This is a genomic window from Nocardia sp. Tas62D01 (assembly GCF_055232035.1).
The window spans coordinates 7,227,207-7,245,193 of sequence record NZ_JBUYUZ010000001.1 but is presented as its reverse complement, the minus strand read 5'-3'; the positions used below and the strand labels follow the sequence as shown (position 1 = coordinate 7,245,193).

The following is a 17,987-nucleotide window of genomic DNA, read 5'->3' as shown; positions in this document are numbered from 1 at the left end:
TCCGCCCTCGCCCACCACGGCGCGCCAGTCTTACGCGCGCCGTTCGCCGCCCGGCTCAGGCGGCGGCGAACACGCCGCGCCGCAGGCGCGGCCAGACAACACGGCACCTCTTTTCGTCTTACGCCGTAGGCTGACCGGGGTGAACTCCAGTGAATCCCCGGTGTCACCCGAGCCGGAACTGCCCACATTGCGGGATCCGGTGCTCATCGCCGCCTTCGAGGGCTGGAACGATGCTGGCGACGCGGCCAGCGGCGCCGTCGAGCATCTGGAACTGATCTGGGATGCCGAGCCGCTTGCCGAACTCGATTCCGAGGACTACTACGACTACCAGGTCAATCGACCAACGGTGCGCCAAGTCGATGGCGTGACCAGGGAAATCCAGTGGCCCTCCACCATGTTGTCGGTGTGTTCGCCGCCGGGCAGCGAGCGCGACATCGTGCTGCTGCGCGGCATCGAACCGAATATGCGCTGGCGCAGCTTCTGCGACGACCTGCTCGAGTTCATCGAACAGCTGGGCGTGCAAACCGTCGTCATTCTCGGCGCGCTGCTCGCCGACACTCCGCACACTCGTCCGGTTCCGGTGACCGGCTCCGCCTATAGCAAGGAGGCGGCCGAGCGGTTCAATCTGGAACAGACCCGCTACGAGGGGCCGACGGGAATCACCGGGGTGCTGCAGGATCAGTGTGTGAAGGCCGGCGTGCCCGCGGTGTCGTTCTGGGCCGCTGTGCCGCATTATGTCTCGCAGCCGCCGAACCCGAAGGCGACCATCGCGCTGCTGCATCGGGTGGAGGACGTGCTCGACATCGAGGTTCCGCTTGGTGAACTGCCCACACAGGCCGAGGACTGGGAGACCGCGGTCAACGAGATGACCGTCGGCGACGACGAAATCAGCGAGTACGTGCGCTCGCTCGAGGAACGCGGCGACGCGGCAGTCGAAATCAATGACGCGATGGCCAAGATCGACGGCGACGCCATCGCCGCCGAATTCGAAAAGTACCTGCGCAGGCGTGGTCCGGGCAGCTTCGGTCTGTAGCCGGCGCGGCTGCACCCGGATCTCGCTCTGCTGCTGAGCACTCCGGGATCCACGGGTTCGCCGAAACTGGTGCGACTGTCCTGGTATCGAACGCGTCCGCCATCGCCGAGTACCTGTCCATCGGCCCGACTGATCGTGCCGCGACGACACTTCCGATGTTCTACTGCTACGGGCTGTCGGTCCTGCACACTCACCTGCTGCGCGGCGCGAGCCTGCTGCTCACCGAACGATCGGTACTCGACGACCAGTTCTGGGACGAGGTCCGCACTCACAGGGTTCTTCGCGCTGGGCCGGGCGGCCGCGAAGACGCGCACGATCTGGCAGCGTCTAGTGGTGAGCGCGGTCGTATTAGGGTCGGTGCCCGGCTATTTCGGCATGCACGATCGGGAACAACTCGTCATGGCAGGGCTGTTGCTGCTGATCTGGCTGCCCGCGATCCGGGTACCGGCGCTGGTACATGCCCGCGCTGCGGAAAAGTTCAGCTCTCGAGCGTCAGGACTTGGGCCGCCGCCTCGTTGGCCAGTTTCGCGATCAGAATGTCTCGCGGAATCGTCTGGCCGGCAAAGTGATCGAGTGACGGCACCACCACGTGGTGCGCATCGGCACGCTTGAGCTCCTGTGTCAGCTCGGCCAGGGCCGTACCGTCACCCGAAGTCGATTCATGGAACGTTGCGGCGAAGCAGAGGCCCTCCTCGCGGGCGAGGGTGCGCAGTGCATCCTCGAGCTCATCGCTGTGGCCGTCGGCCAGATCGTCACGCAAGTATCCATAGATCAACGCTTCCACCCGAACCTCCGTTGGATTGGGATCGCTGTTCTCTAATGTGGATCACCCCAGGTAGGGGCACTGCGCAGCTGCAGGGACAAATGTATACATCTCGAGCCAGGCAAACTCTCCGCGCCCATATCCAGCATGTAGGACGGCAAACTGCGAATGCAGCTGTCAACCCAGTGACATCTGTATGCCCTATTCGGGCCACCGAGCGTTAACTGGTGCGATACTACAAACGTGGCCGCTGGAGACGATCGACCCGTCTGGGCTGTCCGGATGCGCTCTGAGCGCGACGCGCGGGGGTGGTCACAAGCCGACGCTGTCCGCGTGATGCGTATGAAGTCATCCCACAACTTGCCGACAGACAGTACACTCCTGCGCAACTGGCGTCGCTGGGAATCGGGCGAGTCGCGGCCGGATGATTTCTATGCCCCTATCATTGCCGCCGCCTTCGACACCGTGTCTGCGGCATTCTTCCCCAAGGCCAGGCCGAACAGGGACGATGAGCTGCTCTCCGCCACCGGCATGGACACCCTGGAATTCATCGGCAGACTGCGCATGTCGGATGTCTCCACCCCCACCCTCGACGCCATCCGGATCACCGCCGAGCGACTGTGCTGCGAGTATCCTTACGCCGATCCGCATGAACTACACAGCGAGGGAACCGCGTGGTTGCGGCGCATTACCTCGTTGCTGGACGGCCGCCTGACGTTATCGCAACATCGCGAAATACTGGCGCTCGCTGGATGGGTCGCGCTGCTGGTCGGTTGCGTGGATTACGACCTCGGCCGACGCACCACCGCAGAGGCGACCCGCCGCGCCGCCCACTCGCTCGGCCAGGAGGCCGAGAACGCCGAAATCATCAGCTGGAGTGCGGAAATGGCGGCCTGGTTTGCTCTCACCCAGGGCAACTATCGGGGTGCTATCGAGGCCGTCGACGCCGCACCGGAGACCAGCCAGAGCCTCGGCGTCGGCGTCCAGTTGTGCGCACAGCGTGCGAAGGCGTGGGCCCGGCTCGGCGAACGCCGACAGGTCGAAGCCTCCCTCGATCAGGGCCGAGCAATCTTGCAACGACTCGACCATCCGTCCAATCTGGACAACCATTTCGTCGTCGATCCGCAAAAGTTCGACTTCTACGCGATGGATTGCTGCCGCGTCGCCGGCGAGGACACCCTCGCCGAATCCTATGCACGCGAAGTAATCCGCAACTCCACCCGAGCCGACGGCACCATCCGCAACCCCATGCGAGTCTCGGAAGCCCGACTGACCCTGGCCGTCGTCGCCGTCCGCGACCGCGACCTGGAACTGGCCGTCCACGAAGGCATGCGCGCGTTCTCCGGCAAGCGCCGCTCGCTGCCCTCGCTGATGTGGATCGCGGGCGAGGCGGCGCGCGAGATCATCGAACGCTTCCCCGGCGATCCGCGGACCCTGGTGTACCTCGACCAGTTGCGCACACTGTCCGCCGAATGACCGGCGCGCACAAGCCCCGGCAACATCGGGCAAAACGCCATAGTCCCTGTGCCTTTGGTAGACATTCCCTCGGAGTTCTGCGAGTTTCAAGCATTCCGAGGCACGCCGAATTGGGGTCGGTCGTGTCGGTGGCGACCGGCCCGCTACTACCCTGTTCCCGGTGACCGACTCCGTCGACGGCTTGCCGAGTGCCGCGCCCGCACTGTGGGACGAGCGGCTGCGGCTGTTTTCCTTCGCTACGGCGGAGAAGCGCTCCGAGTACCTGTGGGTGTTGCGGGCGTTCGACAGCGCTCGAGCGGCGTATGTGGTGTTGCTGCATGCCGATGACGTGGCCGAGTGGATCGAGCGCAACGGCGGACACCCGCAGGCCGACTCGGTCGAGGGCGACGGGCGGCTGGAGGTGCCGCGGCTGACGGGTGCCGAGATCGGGCCGCTACTTGACCAGCTGCATCAGTGGGGGGTCCTCGAGCGCAGCTATGACGGGACGCGGGCGGCCACCCTCGCGGAGTATCGCAATCGGCATTACGTCTACCAACTCACGCAAGCCGGGTTCCAGGCGTATCGCGCGGTCGCGGGGGTTCTGGAGTCCCGGTTGGACGAGGCTTCGCTGTCGCGGCTGGTGTTGCCGGAGCTCTTGGCCGATCTGCACGCGCTGGCCGAGGCCAATCGCGCCGGTGACGCGGAACGGGTCTACCGGACGCTGCGGCGGCTCGACGCCACGCTGTCGGATATGGCCGCCCGAGCGGCGCACTTCTATCTCTCGCTCGGGAATATGGTGCGCACCACCGAGATCACGCCCGAGTCCTTCCTGGCACACAAGGATGCGCTGCTGGCGCATATGCGCGACTTCAGCATGGATCTCGCTCGCTTCGCACCCCGACTGGCCGCGGCCATCGGTGATATCGAAGAGACCGGGGTCGGGGATCTGATCGAGCGGGCGGCGGGCTGCGACGAACGAGTTCTGTTGAGTATCGCTGAGCGGCAGGCGGATTGGCGGGCGCGGTGGCAGGGCTTGCGGATGTGGTTCGTGGCGGCCGCGCCGGAGTCCGGTGAGTCGTCCTCGACCGAGGCGGACCGGCTGCGCGAGGCCACGATGAGCGCAATCGCGGCGGTGTTGTCGCTGCTGCGGCGGGTGACCGAGACGCGTCGCGGCGGGGTGAGTCGCGAGTCTGCGCTGCGGCACCTGGCCGGGTGGTTCACCGCCGCCCCAACCACCGACAGTGCGCACGCCCTGTTCGATACGGTGTTCGGCCTCGGCAGGCCGCGGCATCTGGCCTTGGAGCACCCCGATGCGGAGTTGATTCCGGCGGCTCGGTCCTGGTGGGAGGCGCCACCATTGGAGATTTCGCGGACCTTGGCGGAGACCGGAAGGCCGCCGCAGGCGGGGGCGCCTGCGCGAATTCAACGCAACGACGCGGGAATTCGCCGGTTGCGGGAGGCGCAATTGGATGCGCAGCGGGCTCGGGCGGACGCCGCGAAGTCCCTGGCCGCCGCCGATGTGCATGATCGGGTGCTCGATGAGCGGGAGACCGAGGTGTTGTTGCGGTTGCTCGACGCGGCGTCCACGGCATGGGTGCCGGTTAGTGGGCGGGTCGACGGGACTACCGGCTCGGACAGCGGGGTCACGCTGACGGTGTCGGAGCATCCGGGCTCCACGGTGGTGCGTACCGTGCGCGGGCTGCTGCACCTGAACAGTCGCAAGCTCGACGTGCGGCAAACGACCCAGACACGGACGTCGGCCGGTAGATCCGAATCACGTGGGGGGAGAGCATGATTCACGCACGCCGCATCGGTTCGCTGGCACTGGGCAACTACCAGCGCGCGGCCCGGGTGGTTCTCGCCAACCACCTGGTCACCCGCACCTATCCGGACCGGATCGCGCTGCCGCTGATTCGCCGCTGGGCCACCGAGTTGCGCGAAGACCTTGCCGAGTTGTTCGGTTATCGCCTGGAGGTCACCGAGACCACGGCCCGGGTGTTCCCGGTGATCGACCGGCTCGACCCCGGCAAGCCCGCCCGCACTGTCGCGGACCGCATCTTCGACCGCCGCCGCTATGCCTATCTCGCGCTGGCACTGGCCGCGCTGGGCCGCGCCGGAGACCAGATCACCCTGTCCGAGTTGGCCGATCAGGTTGCCGCCTACACCGGCAGGGTCGACGGTCTCGAGCTGTCCCCGGACCGTGCGGCGGACCGCGACGCCTTCGTCGACGCGATCGGCTGGCTCGCGGCCAGGGGCGCCCTCACCCTCGCCGATGGCGACGCGAGCGGGTGGGCTACCGACCCGGAGGCGGGCGAGGCGCTCTACCACATCGACCGCCCGGTGGTGTTCGCCCTGTTCCGGCCGCCGCGCGCCCTACAGCACCTGCATAGCGTGGAGGGCTTGCTCACCGAGGACGCGATGGCCCATCCGGCAGGCCCGGCGCACGCCTCCGACAGCACCCGCCGGGTCCGCAGGACACTGGTCGAACGCCCGGTCGTCTACGCCGAGGACCTGGCCGCCAGCGAACGTCCCCTGCTCGCGCAGGACCGCGTGGTGGCGGATGTGGAGCTGTTCACCGGGCTGCGGGCCGAGCGTCGCGCGGAAGGCGTCGCGCTGATCGATACCTCCGGGCGGCTGTCGGACGTCCGGTTCCCCGGCACCGGCACACTCGCCCAGGTGGCACTGCTGCTGGTCGGTGAGATCGCCGACCGGGTCCTCGACATCGATCACCCGATGCCGCAACGCCCGAGCGCCGATCCCGCGACCGCACTGGCCACGCAACTCGACGAAGCCATCCCGGAATCCACGGTCTTCACCCCGCTCGCCGATCTTCCCTCGACGGATGTCGTTCCCGGCCCACCGGATTCGACCGACGAGGCACCGGAAGAAGTGACCTATCCGTTCATCGAATCGTCCTGGGTCCGCGAAACCGTCCAAGCGCTCACCGACCGCTACGGCCTCACCTTCGCCGCCCCATGGCAGGCCGACGTCCCCGGTCTCACCGCCGAGGTCGTCGCCCTCTTGGAACGCCTGCGCCTGATCCAGGCGGTCGACGACGGATTGATCATACTGCCCGCCCTGGCCCGCTATCGCGGCGTGGTCGTCACGGTGCGGACGAAACGAACCGCGGAACTCTTCGTCACCGCCTCCGACACCCTCGGGGCCGACAGCGTTGGTACGGAAGGGATTTAGATCATGTCGCTCATTCACGGCGGAGTGCGGTTCGTCCCGACCCGCGCCGGGATCATCAATCTGTGGGACTACCGCGATCAGGAATTCTGCTTCGCCGACGGCAGGCTGGTGCTGCGCGGTCCCAATGGTTCCGGCAAGACCAAGGCGCTCGAGGTGCTGTTTCCGTTCGTGCTGGACGGCCGGATCGAGCCGCGCAGGCTCAACCCGTTCGCCGGTGAAGAGCGCACGATGAAGTCGAACCTGTTGTACCGCAAGCAGGAATCGGCCTACTCCTACGTGTGGATGGAGTTCGCCCGCGGCAACCGGTCGGACCCGGAGGTGGTGACCGTCGGTATCGGGATGCGGGCGACCCGCTCCTCCGACAAGGTCACCCGTTGGTACTTCGTTGCCGACGGCCGTGCGGGCGTGGACTTTTCGCTGATCGGACCGGACGATCGCCCGCTGACCCGCAAGCAGCTGGCCGAGCAGATCGGTACCGACGCCATTGTGGATCGGCCGGTCGAATACCGCACCGCCATCGACGCGCGCATGTTCGGCCTCGGCACCCAGCGCTACGACCAGCTGATCAACCTGATCCTCACGTTGCGCCGCCCCCAGCTGGCCAAACACCTGGATCCGCACGGCCTTTCGCAGGCACTCACCGACGGCCTGCGTCCCCTCGACGAGCAGCTGATCCTCGATGCGGCCCGGTCGTTCAGCGATATGGAGGAGGTCGGCCGCACCCTAGAGGGACTGGTGCACGCAGACTCCGCTACCAGGGTCTTCGTCGGGGTGTATCGGAAATACCTTGCGGTGCAGGCGAAGACCGATGTCGATCAGGTCAGCGCCCGCATCGACGCGGTAACTCACTCCAGCACCGCACTGTTCGCCGCTACCGTGCTGCGGCAGCGGCGCGAGAACGAGCGCACCGCCGCCGAGGCACGCGCCGACGACGCCGACCGCTCCTACGAGCAGGCCCTCTCCGACCGGGAAACGCTGCGACGCTCCAGCGCCTACGAGGGCAAACAGCAGCTCGACGATCTCGCCGACGCGGTCCGCAGGCTGGAGACCTCGGCCGGCGTGCACGGCGACAAGGCACTCGAGGCGCGCCAGACGCTCGATCAGCGCGGTCAGGAGGGCGAACGCGCTAAGGCGTCGGTGCACAACGCGACCGCGGCACTGGCCCGTGGCGAGGACGAATTGCGCACCGCCGCCGAGGAAGCGGGCATCAACTGGACCGCACTGCCGGAGCAGGCCCGCGCGGATCAGTTGATCGCGGCAGTCCGCGGGCAGGCCGAGGAGCGCGACGCCGACGTGCGCGCGGTCCGCAAGGCGCTTGGTCTGATGGATTCCGCTGCCGCCGAACGGACCAGGGCCGAACGGCTCGCCGAACGAGCCAGGGAGTTGCGTGAATCCGCCGCCGCCGAGGTCGCGCACGCCCAGGCGGCCGTCGTGCTGGCGCGCACCGAGGCGTCAGGTGCGCTGCATGCCTGGTGGGACGCGCATCGAGAGGTATACTCCCCCATCGCGAACGGCCTATTCGAGGCCATGGATGCCGCGCTGGCGCACGCCGGTACCGACGAGGTGGCCGGTATCACCGAGGTGCTCGCCGAGCACGCCGAACCACTGCTCGACGAGATACGCAACCGTCGTCAGAATGCCCGCGCCACCGCGGCGGCCGCAGCCGAACGGATCACCGGGCTCACCGCCGAACGCGACGAGGTCGCGGCCCAGCGCGACGATGCGCCACCGGTTTTCGCGGCCCGCACCGGCGTCCGCGACGGTAGGCCCGGCGCACCCCTGTGGCGTCTGGTCCGCTTCGCCGACGACATCACGCCCGCTGCCGCCGCCGGAATCGAGGCGGCCCTGCACGCCGCGGACCTGCTCGACGGCTGGATCTGCGCCGACGACAAACTCCCGTCCGACAGCTCCGACCAGTTCCTGGTTCCCCTGCCTGCCGAACAGCGGCCGTCCGGTCGCACGCTCGCCGATGTCCTTGTCGTAGAGGATGATTCCGTCGAACTCACTGTGCCCACAGAGATGGTCGCGGAGGTCCTCGCCTCGATCGCCCTGCACGACAACGACTCCGATCTCGGTACCGGGGTCGCGGTCAGCACGACGGGCGGATTCCGGCAGGGCGTGCAGGTGGGCCACCACCACAAGTCCGATGCGGAGTTCATTGGCGCCACCGCACGCGCCAAGCGCCGCGAGATCCGGCTCACCGAGTTGGCGGCCGCGATCGAGGCGGCCCAGGAATCACAGCGGCAGGCGCAGGCCGACGAGACGGCCGCGGCCGCCGAACTCGCGCGAATCTCCGTGGTCGCCAAGGCATTACCGCGGCCCACTGCGGTATCCGCGGCCCTGCGTTCGGTGTCGGAGTCCGCGGGCATGATGCGGTCCCGGTCCGAATCGGCCCTGCAAGCCGAACGCGATCTCGACCAGGCGGTCGCCGAGGTGTCCGCGGTCGAGAAGAAGCTGCGCGCCACCGCGGTCACCCATCGCACCCCGCGCGACGCCCGCGAAATCGACGCACTGGCCGCCGCCATCCGGCATTTCGAGAATACCGGAACGGGCCTGCTGCGCCTGCGCACCGACCACGAACGGGAGCGCGAACGCGAACGCGAGAGCGCCGACCGCTACGACGAGGCGCGCGATCTCGCCGAGGCGTTCGCCGAGGAGGCCGAGGCTGCACAGGCGGGCTATCAGGAACAGCTGCGCAAGTTGGAGACGCTGCGCGAGGCGCTCGGCGCGGGCGCCGCCGATATCGATCGGAACCTCGAACAGGCGCGCGAGAAGATCGAGGCGACCAGGGCCGAGCAGAAGGCCGCCCGCAAGGCCGCCAACGAAGCGATCGAGGCGGTCGGCGATGCCGAGGCCGCCTACCGGACCGCACACGAAGCGCTCGGCACCGCACTCACCGAGGTGCTGGTCGACGTGAAAAGCCTCGCCCCGTACGCGCACCCGGATCTGCTCACGCTACTCGGCGCACCGTCCGACGGCCGCTGGCCAAGCAGCGACGCCGCCTGGTCCACGCCCGAACAGCTGCTCTACCGGATCGCTGCCGCGGGCTCAGAGGCCGAACCACAGGTGCTCCCCAAGGAAGTCGCCGAACTCTTCGAAAGCCTGGTCACCGCAACGATTTCGGTGCGCGCGGGTGAGACCGCCCGCAAGTCCATCCGTAGCGCGGTGACCGCGGCATTGCAGGAGTTCGACGCCGCGCTCGCCGCCTGCGGCCGCGACTACCGGCTGCAATGGGATGCCGCCGACGGGCTCACCGTCGTGCAGGTCCAGGACGACCACGGCGTATCGGCGCTTGCCGATTTCGCGACCCGCATCGACCAGGCCCGATATGATCAAGAACTGCTGCTCACCGACGCCGAGCGCCGCATCCTCGAGGACGCGCTGCTCACCGGGTTGGCGCAGCAGATCTACGAACGCACCAGCGACGCCCGCGATCTCATCGCCCGGATGGGCGCGGAGATGAAGCAGCGACGCATGTCCTCCGGTAACACCATCGGCGTGCACTGGGTGTTAGCCGACACGCTGTCGGATGCCGCGCGCGCCATGTGCAAGCTGCTCGACCGGGACGCGTCCTCGTTAGTCGCCGAGGATCTGGCGGCGATCCGCGCCCACTTCGCCTCCGAGATCCGGACCGCGAGGGCCGCGCACCCAGAGCGCTCCTACCCCGAAATCCTGGCCGCGACACTGGACTACCGAACCTGGCGGGTGTTCTCCTTCACCCTCATCTCCGCCGACGGCAGTGAGGACAAGCTGACCGTCGCCCGGCACAGTGCGCTGTCCGGCGGAGAGCAGTCGGTGTCGTTGCACCTGCCGCTGTTCGCCGCCGCCCACGTCATGCTCTACTCCGCAGACCCGCAGGCCCCGCGTCTGCTGGCGCTGGACGAGGCCTTCGCCGGTGTCGACGACAACGGCCGCAGCGAATTACTCGGCCTCAGTGTGCAATTCGATCTGGACCTGTTCATGACCGGCTATGACCTGTGGATCACATACCCGCACGTCCCCGGTTGCGCGCACTACGACCTGGCCCATTCCGCCGCCGAGAACACCGTAAGCGCGACGCTGTTGATATGGGACAGCGGTGACCTGCTGGCCGAGCACGACGGCACCGATCTCACCACCGCCCTCGGCTCCCCCAACCGCCGCCGCGTCCCGAAAACCATCGAGGGCGGGCTCACCCTGCCGAATATGCCCGGCGATCAGACCTTGATGGCCAGCGCGCCGGATACCGCCTCGGTGAGCTGATCGGTCACCCGCTCGGCGGACCAGTGCTGCTGTGCGGTGAGATCGTAGATTCACCCGTTCGTCGAAGATTGTGATCCACAGCAGGACGGCGTAGGTCCGCGAGGCCTACCGCCGGATCGAACCGCTGCTCGACGGCGATCCGCTGTAATTCCTACCGCTCGCTCGCGTCCGCGCGCAGCGGCGGGCAGACCATGCTCGGCACGGTCGCGAGTTTGAAGTGCCACCACTCGTTTTCGTAGATCGTGCACAGCCCCCACCGATTACCGTTCGTCTCGAGCCATTGCGCACCGGCACGCGGACCGACATCGATGGCCTGACCCGACACGTGTGTCGACTCCGAGGGCGGCAGTACCCAGCGCCGCGCCTCCTCCGGGCTGCCGTAGGTCCGCAGCCCGTCGAGCCACATCGCCTCCTGCTCCTCCGGCGTGCGGTACCCCGAGGTGATGGACAGATCCACACCCTCGGCGTGCGCCTCGTTCTCCGCCAGCGTGTAGGCCAGCGCGAGCTTCGGCTCGAGCCCGTCGGTCCCGGCCGCCGAGCTGGTCACCACGCGCTGATCGACCGACGCGGCGGCCGCGGTGGGCATCGACAATGCGGTGGCCACGAGCGCCGGCAGCATTGCCGCGGGTAGGCCGAGCAGGATCCGATTCCTCTGCACACTGCGTGTCAGCAACATATCGGCGATACTAAAGCGCTCCTCCGCCGGTCCAGGTCGGACGCCACGGCCCGACCGCGCGACATGGGTTCACTTCACAGTGCGTGTGTCCCCGATCGACGAAGCGTGAGCCGGGTCTTCGAATTCAGCAACACACCGGCGAATGTGCTGACAGCAGGATGTCCTCAGGACGCCGTAGCCAGAAAACCCTTGCGGGCGTATGCGTTACCGACGAGCAAGGCCGAACCGGCGTGTGCGTCGGCGTGTTGTCCACAGGAAAGATCGTTGTCCACAATCTATTCCAGTGTTGTGGATCACTTCGGGACGGGCGCTGCTATTACCGATTCCGGAACCTACCGAGCCTGTACGAGTTTCAGCACGGCATCCGTGTCCGAATTGTCGACGAACTCGACCCACACCCGATCCCCCGTCCGCAACGGCCGATCGGCCTCGATCACCGCATCGCGCACGGTGAACTCGTCGACGATTCGGGTCACCACACCGAAGCCGCCGTCCTCCGCAAACGCCACACCGGCGACCGGGGTGACATTTCCGTGTCCGCGTAGTTGCCCTTGTGGCGGTCAGACGCCCAGTTCAGACGTGTTTCAGTCGCGTTCCTTCGACCGCGTCCGCACCCGAAGGGCGATAGGCTTCTGCGTTTCGGCGAAGAAATCGTTGCCCTTGTCGTCGACGACGACGAACGCCGGAAAATCTTCGACCTCGATCTTCCAGACGGCTTCCATGCCCAGTTCCTGATACTCGAGCACCTCGACGGATTTAATGCAGTCCAGCGCCAGCCGCGCGGCTGGTCCGCCGATCGAGCCTAGGTAAAAACCGCCGTACTCCTTGCATGCCTTGGTCACCTGGGCCGAGCGATTGCCCTTGGCCAGCATGACGAACGAGCCGCCAGCGGCCTGGAACTGATCGACGTAGGAGTCCATGCGACCGGCCGTGGTCGGGCCGAAGGATCCCGACGCGTAGCCCTCGGGCGTCTTCGCGGGACCGGCGTAGTAGACGGCCATATCGCGCAGGTACTCCGGCATGGGCTCGCCCGCGTCGAGCCGCTCCTTGATCTTGGCGTGTGCGATATCGCGCGCGACCACCAGCGGGCCGGTCAGCGAAAGCCGGGTCTTCACCGGGTATTTCGACAGTTCGGCACGAATCTCCGACATCGGCCGGTTCAGGTCGATCTGCACCACCTCGCCACCGAGGATGGAGTCGGTCTGCTCGGGCAGGTAGTGCGCGGGCTCGCGCTCGAGCTGCTCCAGGAACACACCCTCCGGGGTTATCTTGGCCAGCGCCTGCCGGTCGGCCGAGCAGGAAACCGCGATCGCGACCGGGCAGCTGGCGCCGTGCCGGGGCAGGCGCACGACGCGCACATCGTGGCAGAAGTACTTGCCGCCGAATTGGGCGCCTATACCGAACTCCTGGGTGAGCTCGAAGACTTCTTCTTCGAGCTCCAGATCCCGGAAGGCATGGGCCGCAAGGGAACCCTCGGTCGGCAGGCTGTCCAGGTAGTGCGCGGATGCGTATTTGGCCGTCTTCAGCGCGAATTCGGCACTGGTGCCGCCGATTACGACCGCAAGGTGGTATGGCGGGCAGGCCGCGGTGCCCAGCGAGCGGATCTTCTCGTCCAGGAACTCCAGCATGCGCTCCGGGTTGAGCACCGCCTTGGTCTCCTGATACAGGAAGGACTTGTTCGCCGAACCGCCGCCCTTGGCCATGAACAGGAACTTGTAGGCCGGATGCGCGGGATCGCCTGCGGTGGAGTACAACTCGATCTGCGCGGGCAGATTGGTCCCGGTGTTCTTCTCGTCCCACATGGTGACGGGCGCGAGCTGCGAGTAGCGCAGGTTCAGCTTGGTGTAGGCATCGAACACGCCACGGCTGATCCATTCAGCGTCGTCCACGCCGGTCAGCACGCCCTCGGACTTCTTGCCCATCACGATCGCGGTGCCGGTGTCCTGGCACATCGGCAGGATTCCGCCCGCGGAGATGTTGACGTTCTTGAGCAGGTCCAGCGCGACGAAGCGGTCATTGCCGCTGGACTCCGGGTCATCGATGATCTTGCGCAGCTGGGACAGATGTGCGGGCCGCAGGTAGTGGCTGATGTCGTGCATCGCCTCGGCGGTCAGCAGCCGCAGCGCCTCGGGCTCGACCTGCAGGAAGGTGCGGCCGTTGTTTTCGAAAGTGCTGACGCCCTCGGTGGTGATCAACCGATAGGGGGTGTCGTCGGCGCCGATCGGCAGCAGATCTGAATAGCGGAACTCCGGCGCGGTCACGGGTCGCACTCCTATGGGCGGCGGGGCTGGGGCTCGGGCACAGGCGGGCCTGGGACTGAAGCACAGCCAGGGGCTGGTCACTAGCACGCCGAGCCTATCCACCACACCGCGAAGGACCGATGCTTAGGCAACCCTTTGTATAGGCATTACCCGAAAAGGTTGCACGTTCAACCCCCGTGGTGCTACCTCTCAATTCTGACAAGTTGTCACCGGGCCCAGGGGCGCGCGACAATTTACATGACACGTCATAGTTTGGAGCGCTATCGTGACCGATGCCCATTGGCTCAATGACATCGAAATGCGCGCGTGGCTCGGCTTCGTGCGCACCCGCGACCTCATCGCCGCGGCGGTCGGGCGCGACTCGTCCCGCCAGTCGAACCTCACCTACGTCGAATACTCGGTGCTGGCATATCTCGCCGGCGAGCCGGATCACCGCCTGACCTTCGCCGATCTGGCCGCCAAGCTGGAGTGGTCGCAGAGCAGGCTCTCTCATCAGATCACCCGAATGGAGAAACGCGGCCTGGTGGCCAGGGAACCGATCCCCGACGACGCCCGCCGCACCGCCGCCCGGCTCTCCCCGCGTGGCGCCGACGTCTTGTCGACCGCAGCGCCCGCGCACGTCCAGAGCGTGCGCAAACACATGGTCGATGTGCTCGATCGCCAGCAATTAGCCGCGCTCGCCGACATCTACGACACGCTGCTGACCCACCATCGAAAAGCGGCGGCCCCGGACTGACTGCCCGAGCCCGCCGATCGACGAATCTATCCGGCCACCACGGCTTCCGTGGCCGGGCGCGTGGAAACCTCCGCAGGGCGGGCCGGGATGCCGAGCGCCCGCTCAAAGCCCTCCGGCACGATCAGATCCGACCGGTCCAGATCCTGCACCGAGGTCTTGCGCAGACCGAGCAGTGCCGAATCGATGCCGCCGCGCAGGATATCGAGGACGTTCTCGACGCCCGCCTGGCCGTTCGCGGCGAGGCCCCACAGGTAGGCGCGCCCGATCATGACCGCGCGGGCGCCGAGCGCGACCGCCTTGACGACATCGCTGCCGCGGCGGATGCCGCCGTCGAGCACCACGTCGATCTGGGAGCCGACGGCGTCTGCCACCACCGGCAGGGCACGAATCGCGGCGGGGGTACCGTCGAGATTGTTGCCGCCGTGGTTGGACACCGAGATGCCCGCGACGCCCGAATCGACCGCGCGCAGTGCGTCGTCCACCCGCATCACGCCCTTGAGCATGACCGGCCCCGCCCACTGTTCGCAGATCCAGCGCACGTCCGCCCAGTCGGGTGCAGGGGTGCCCATCCATTCGCCGTAGGCGCCGAAGAATCCGGGAGCGGGACCGCCGCCGATGGCCATGTTCGGTGCGGTGAGGTCGGGAATGCGCCCGGACTTGAGGTAGGTGCTCAGCCAGCGCGGCTTGATCAGGGTCTGCGGCGCGAACCGCAGCATGGCCGGCAGGTCGAGCTTCTCCGGGATCACCGGGCTGCCCCAGTCGCGTCCGTGCGAGAACGACCAGTCCAGGGTGAGGATCAGGCCGACCGCGCCCGCCGCCTTGGCCCGGTCCATTCGCTGCAGGATTTCGTCCTTGCTGCCACACCAGTACAACTGGAAGAAGGTCGACGGGTTGGCCGCGATGACCTCTTCGATGGGCTTGCTGGCAAACGAGCTGAGCCCCATGGCGATGCCGCGTGCCGCCGCCGCGCGTGCGACGGCCACCTCACCGTCGGGGTGTACCGCCTGCACGCCGGTGGGCGAAATCAGCACCGGCATCGAAAGCTGCTGTCCCAGTATGGTTGTCGACTGGTCACGGTCGCCGATCGGGCCCGCGACGTGCGGCGCGAAACCCAGTTCGGTGAACGCCCGCTGGTTTTCCTCGATGGTCTGGCCGCGCTCCGAGCCGGCGATCAGCGCGCTGTACACGGATTTCGGCAGTCGTTTCTTCGCGCGCCGCTGCGCCTCGGCGACTGTTTCGAACCACGGGTTCATGTTCGGGTCCTTTCCCGGGAAGCCACCGGCCACCACAGCCGGGTTTTGTCATTCAGGTCGGTAGTCAGATGCGCGAGCAGCGCGGCGCCTTCGTCGGCGTTCGCGCCGACGGGGTCGCCGAGGACGCCGTTGGCGCTGACCGCGCGGACTCCCCCGGCTCGCAGTAGCGGCAGGATTTCGGCAAGTGGCCGGGTGTCACCAGCGGCGGCACGCTCCGCGCGAACCAGGTCAGGGCGCAGCGCCAGCGCGATCGCGGTCTCCGAGCGTCCCGCGTGCGGGTCGCCCTCGTATCGGGGCATATACACGCGCACGTCGCGAGACTCGCCGCGCAGCGACTCGCCCGCCTTGCCCAACGGTTCGAGGTTGCCGCCGTGCCCGCTGACCAGCAGGATGCGGTCGAAGGTATCGGTGGCCGAACGGCACAGCTCCACGATCAGCAACTCCAACGCGGCCTGACCGATCGACATAGTGCCGGGAAACCCCGCGTGCTCTCCGCTCGAGCCGTACGGAATCGCCGGCGCGACAAGTACATCCGGGCGCAGCGCGGCCAGTCGCGTGCACAATGCCACCGCGATATCGGTATCGGTGGACAGCGGCAGGTGCGGGCCGTGCTGTTCGGTCGCGCCCACCGGCACGGCCAGGATCACGCCCGCGGCGGCGCGCTCGCCCGCCTCGGGCCACGTGAGATCCGCCACCAACATGACGCGAGATTATCGTCAGTCACTGACATAATCAATAGCCGTGACACCCGAGCCGAATCGCACCACACGTGGCCGCCCGCGCGGCACCACCAAGCGCGAACTCGAATTGATCGCCATGCGACTGTTCACCGAACAGGGCTTCGACGACACGACGGTCGAGCAGATCGCCGCGGCCGCGGGCATCAGCGGGCGCACCTTCTTCCGCTACTTCCCCACCAAGGCCGAGGTGCTCTGGTACCAGTTCGACGACGAGGTCACCGCATTGCGTGAAGCCTTCGCCACGGTGCCCGACGACGTTCCGATGATGACCGCAGTGCGTCGAGTCGTGGTGAACGCCAACCGATATCGCGCCGAGGACGTCCCCGAGCTACGTGTCCGCATGCACCTGGTTGCCGCCATCCCGGCCCTGACCGCCACCGCGGGCGCGCACTACGACGCCTGGGAACGCGCGGTCAGCGCCTTCGCCGCGCAGCGGCTCGGCCAGCCCGAGGACAGCCTGCTCCCACTGGCAGTCGGCCGCACCACCCTGGCCGCCGCGCGCGCCGCCTTCGACGCCTGGCTCGCCCGTGCCGACGCGGACCTAACCGTCTACCTCGACGAGGCGCTGGCGGGCCTGTCACGTGGATTCGCCCCACCCGCATGAACCTCAGGCGAACTATCGGCAGGTTTCACCGGCGACCTTGATGGGGTATGACTAGGCTCGGTATCGGCGAGCAGCCGAACGCACGACTATCCCGACAAACCCGTCGAAAGGGGCTGGTAATTTCCATGTCCGAGGTGTCCATGAGCCTTTCGGCGGACTCGCTGCCCGCTGGGACGATCGACAACCTGCTGCCTCAGCTCGTTGAACATCTACGCCAGAATCGCACCGCACTGCGCGAAGAATGGGCCCGCCGCATCGGTGACGCCCAGTTGCTTTCCGCCATGACCCCTGAGGAAATCTTCTCCGAGGCCACCTCCGTCTACGACAACTACGTCGAGGTGCTCGAAACCGGTAGCGCCGAGGCGCTGCAGGCCTACGCGCGCGACCTGTCCGAACGCATCATTCCGCGAGGCGTCGAGACCGACGAGGTCATCGGCATCGTCCTGCTCCTGCGTGACGTGCTGGCCCGCTCGCTGTTCGAGAAATACCAGGCCGACTTCGAATTACTCAACGCGGTACTAGATGCCTACGAGCCCGCCGCCAACCGCATCGCCAACACCGTGACCGTATCGTTCGTGCAGGAACGCGAACGCGTCATCCGGCAACAGCAGGAAGCCATCCGCGAGCTGTCCACCCCAGTGCTGCAGGTCCGCGAGCAGCTGCTCATCCTGCCGATCATCGGTGTGCTCGACAGTCAGCGCGCCCGCCAGCTCACCGAGCAGTTGCTGCGCGCCATTCGGGCCAACCGCGCCAAGGTCGTCGTCATCGACATCACCGGTGTGCCCGCGATCGACTCCACGGTGGCAAACCACCTGGTACAGACCGTCGACGCGTCCGGCCTGATGGGCGCGAACGTCATCATCACCGGTCTGTCCTCGGAAATCGCGCTCACCCTCGTGACCATCGGGCTCGATCTGTCGAAGATGAACGCTGTCGGCGACCTGCAGGGCGGCATCGAAGAAGCCGAGCGCTTACTGGGTTACGAGGTGACCCGCGTGACGGATCGACCCATCGAACGCGACGGACGCTGAT

At 67.1% G+C, this 17,987-nt stretch carries 14 protein-coding genes and 1 pseudogene; 9 read left to right on the top strand and 6 right to left on the bottom strand.

The features are described from left to right. The first annotated feature begins 139 nt into the window (after positions 1-139). Complete coding sequence (locus ACV7NQ_RS34605; RefSeq protein ID WP_463363397.1) at positions 140-1,033, top strand: PAC2 family protein; 894 nt, start codon at positions 140-142, stop codon at positions 1,031-1,033. Between the two features lie 6 nt (positions 1,034-1,039). Then, positions 1,040-1,308 (top strand): annotated as a pseudogene (locus ACV7NQ_RS34600) (AMP-binding protein); the annotation flags it as partial. A gap of 203 nt (positions 1,309-1,511) precedes the next feature. Here the strand turns inward: ACV7NQ_RS34600 and ACV7NQ_RS34595 are convergent. Continuing rightward, entirely contained in the window at positions 1,512-1,817 is a 306-nt protein-coding gene (locus ACV7NQ_RS34595; RefSeq protein ID WP_463363396.1) for a hypothetical protein, read from the bottom strand. Between the two features lie 339 nt (positions 1,818-2,156). Between ACV7NQ_RS34595 and ACV7NQ_RS34590 the strand changes: the two genes are divergently transcribed. The 4 genes from ACV7NQ_RS34590 to ACV7NQ_RS34575 all read left to right on the top strand — a co-directional run bounded on the left by ACV7NQ_RS34590 (position 2,157) and on the right by ACV7NQ_RS34575 (position 10,685). Next, positions 2,157-3,272, top strand: coding sequence for an XRE family transcriptional regulator (locus ACV7NQ_RS34590; protein WP_463363395.1), 1,116 nt, complete (start codon positions 2,157-2,159; stop codon positions 3,270-3,272). 217 nt (positions 3,273-3,489) lie between these two features. Next, positions 3,490-5,046 carry a TIGR02677 family protein gene (locus ACV7NQ_RS34585; protein WP_463365933.1) on the top strand — a complete coding sequence of 519 codons (1,557 nt, stop codon included), beginning with the start codon at positions 3,490-3,492 and terminating at the stop codon, positions 5,044-5,046. Continuing rightward, positions 5,046-6,443 carry a TIGR02678 family protein gene (locus ACV7NQ_RS34580; protein WP_463365932.1) on the top strand — a complete coding sequence of 466 codons (1,398 nt, stop codon included), beginning with the start codon at positions 5,046-5,048 and terminating at the stop codon, positions 6,441-6,443. Before ACV7NQ_RS34585 ends, ACV7NQ_RS34580 begins: the two co-directional genes overlap by 1 nt. A gap of 3 nt (positions 6,444-6,446) precedes the next feature. After that, positions 6,447-10,685 carry a TIGR02680 family protein gene (locus ACV7NQ_RS34575; protein WP_463363394.1) on the top strand — a complete coding sequence of 1,413 codons (4,239 nt, stop codon included), beginning with the start codon at positions 6,447-6,449 and terminating at the stop codon, positions 10,683-10,685. Positions 10,686-10,836: 151 nt separating this feature from the next. On the opposite strand, the gene ACV7NQ_RS34570 is transcribed toward ACV7NQ_RS34575, so the two are convergent. The 3 genes from ACV7NQ_RS34570 to ACV7NQ_RS34560 form a co-directional block, all read right to left on the bottom strand. Next, a complete protein-coding gene (locus ACV7NQ_RS34570) occupies positions 10,837-11,271 on the bottom strand; it encodes a M15 family metallopeptidase (RefSeq protein WP_463365931.1) in 435 nt (144 codons plus the stop codon). A 422-nt stretch (positions 11,272-11,693) separates the two neighbouring features. Continuing rightward, positions 11,694-11,870, bottom strand: a complete 177-nt coding sequence (locus tag ACV7NQ_RS34565) for a hypothetical protein (RefSeq protein ID WP_463363393.1) — start codon at positions 11,868-11,870, stop codon at positions 11,694-11,696. A 75-nt stretch (positions 11,871-11,945) separates the two neighbouring features. Beyond that, positions 11,946-13,622 (bottom strand): fumarate hydratase, encoded by a 1,677-nt coding sequence (locus ACV7NQ_RS34560; RefSeq protein WP_463363392.1) that lies wholly within the window; start codon positions 13,620-13,622, stop codon positions 11,946-11,948. A gap of 265 nt (positions 13,623-13,887) precedes the next feature. Here ACV7NQ_RS34560 and ACV7NQ_RS34555 point away from each other — a divergent pair, with 265 nt between their 5' ends. Next, positions 13,888-14,358, top strand: coding sequence for a MarR family winged helix-turn-helix transcriptional regulator (locus ACV7NQ_RS34555; RefSeq protein WP_463363391.1), 471 nt, complete (start codon positions 13,888-13,890; stop codon positions 14,356-14,358). A 26-nt stretch (positions 14,359-14,384) separates the two neighbouring features. On the opposite strand, the gene mftD is transcribed toward ACV7NQ_RS34555, so the two are convergent. Further along, positions 14,385-15,611 carry a pre-mycofactocin synthase MftD gene (gene mftD / locus ACV7NQ_RS34550; protein ID WP_463363390.1) on the bottom strand — a complete coding sequence of 409 codons (1,227 nt, stop codon included), beginning with the start codon at positions 15,609-15,611 and terminating at the stop codon, positions 14,385-14,387. Continuing rightward, positions 15,608-16,312, bottom strand: coding sequence for a mycofactocin biosynthesis peptidyl-dipeptidase MftE (gene mftE, locus ACV7NQ_RS34545; protein ID WP_463363389.1), 705 nt, complete (start codon positions 16,310-16,312; stop codon positions 15,608-15,610). The genes mftD and mftE overlap by 4 nt, the downstream gene beginning before the upstream one ends. A 40-nt stretch (positions 16,313-16,352) precedes the next feature. Here mftE and mftR point away from each other — a divergent pair, with 40 nt between their 5' ends. Together mftR and ACV7NQ_RS34535 are read left to right on the top strand one after the other, a co-directional pair. Then, positions 16,353-16,955: a mycofactocin system transcriptional regulator gene (mftR, locus tag ACV7NQ_RS34540; RefSeq protein ID WP_463363388.1), complete on the top strand. Its 603-nt coding sequence runs from the start codon at positions 16,353-16,355 to the stop codon at positions 16,953-16,955. Positions 16,956-17,080: 125 nt separating this feature from the next. Next, positions 17,081-17,986 (top strand): STAS domain-containing protein, encoded by a 906-nt coding sequence (locus tag ACV7NQ_RS34535; protein ID WP_463363387.1) that lies wholly within the window; start codon positions 17,081-17,083, stop codon positions 17,984-17,986. The last annotated feature ends 1 nt before the right edge of the window (position 17,987 follow it).

Coding starts and splice junctions, on each gene's coding strand:
- ACV7NQ_RS34575 (WP_463363394.1), top strand. CDS start 6,447: ATGTCGCTCATTCACGGCGGAGTGCGGTTCGTCCCGACCCGCGCCGGG.
- ACV7NQ_RS34570 (WP_463365931.1), bottom strand. CDS start 11,271: ATGCCCACCGCGGCCGCCGCGTCGGTCGATCAGCGCGTGGTGACCAGC.
- mftD (WP_463363390.1), bottom strand. CDS start 15,611: ATGAACCCGTGGTTCGAAACAGTCGCCGAGGCGCAGCGGCGCGCGAAG.
- mftE (WP_463363389.1), bottom strand. CDS start 16,312: ATGTTGGTGGCGGATCTCACGTGGCCCGAGGCGGGCGAGCGCGCCGCC.
- ACV7NQ_RS34535 (WP_463363387.1), top strand. CDS start 17,081: ATGTCCGAGGTGTCCATGAGCCTTTCGGCGGACTCGCTGCCCGCTGGG.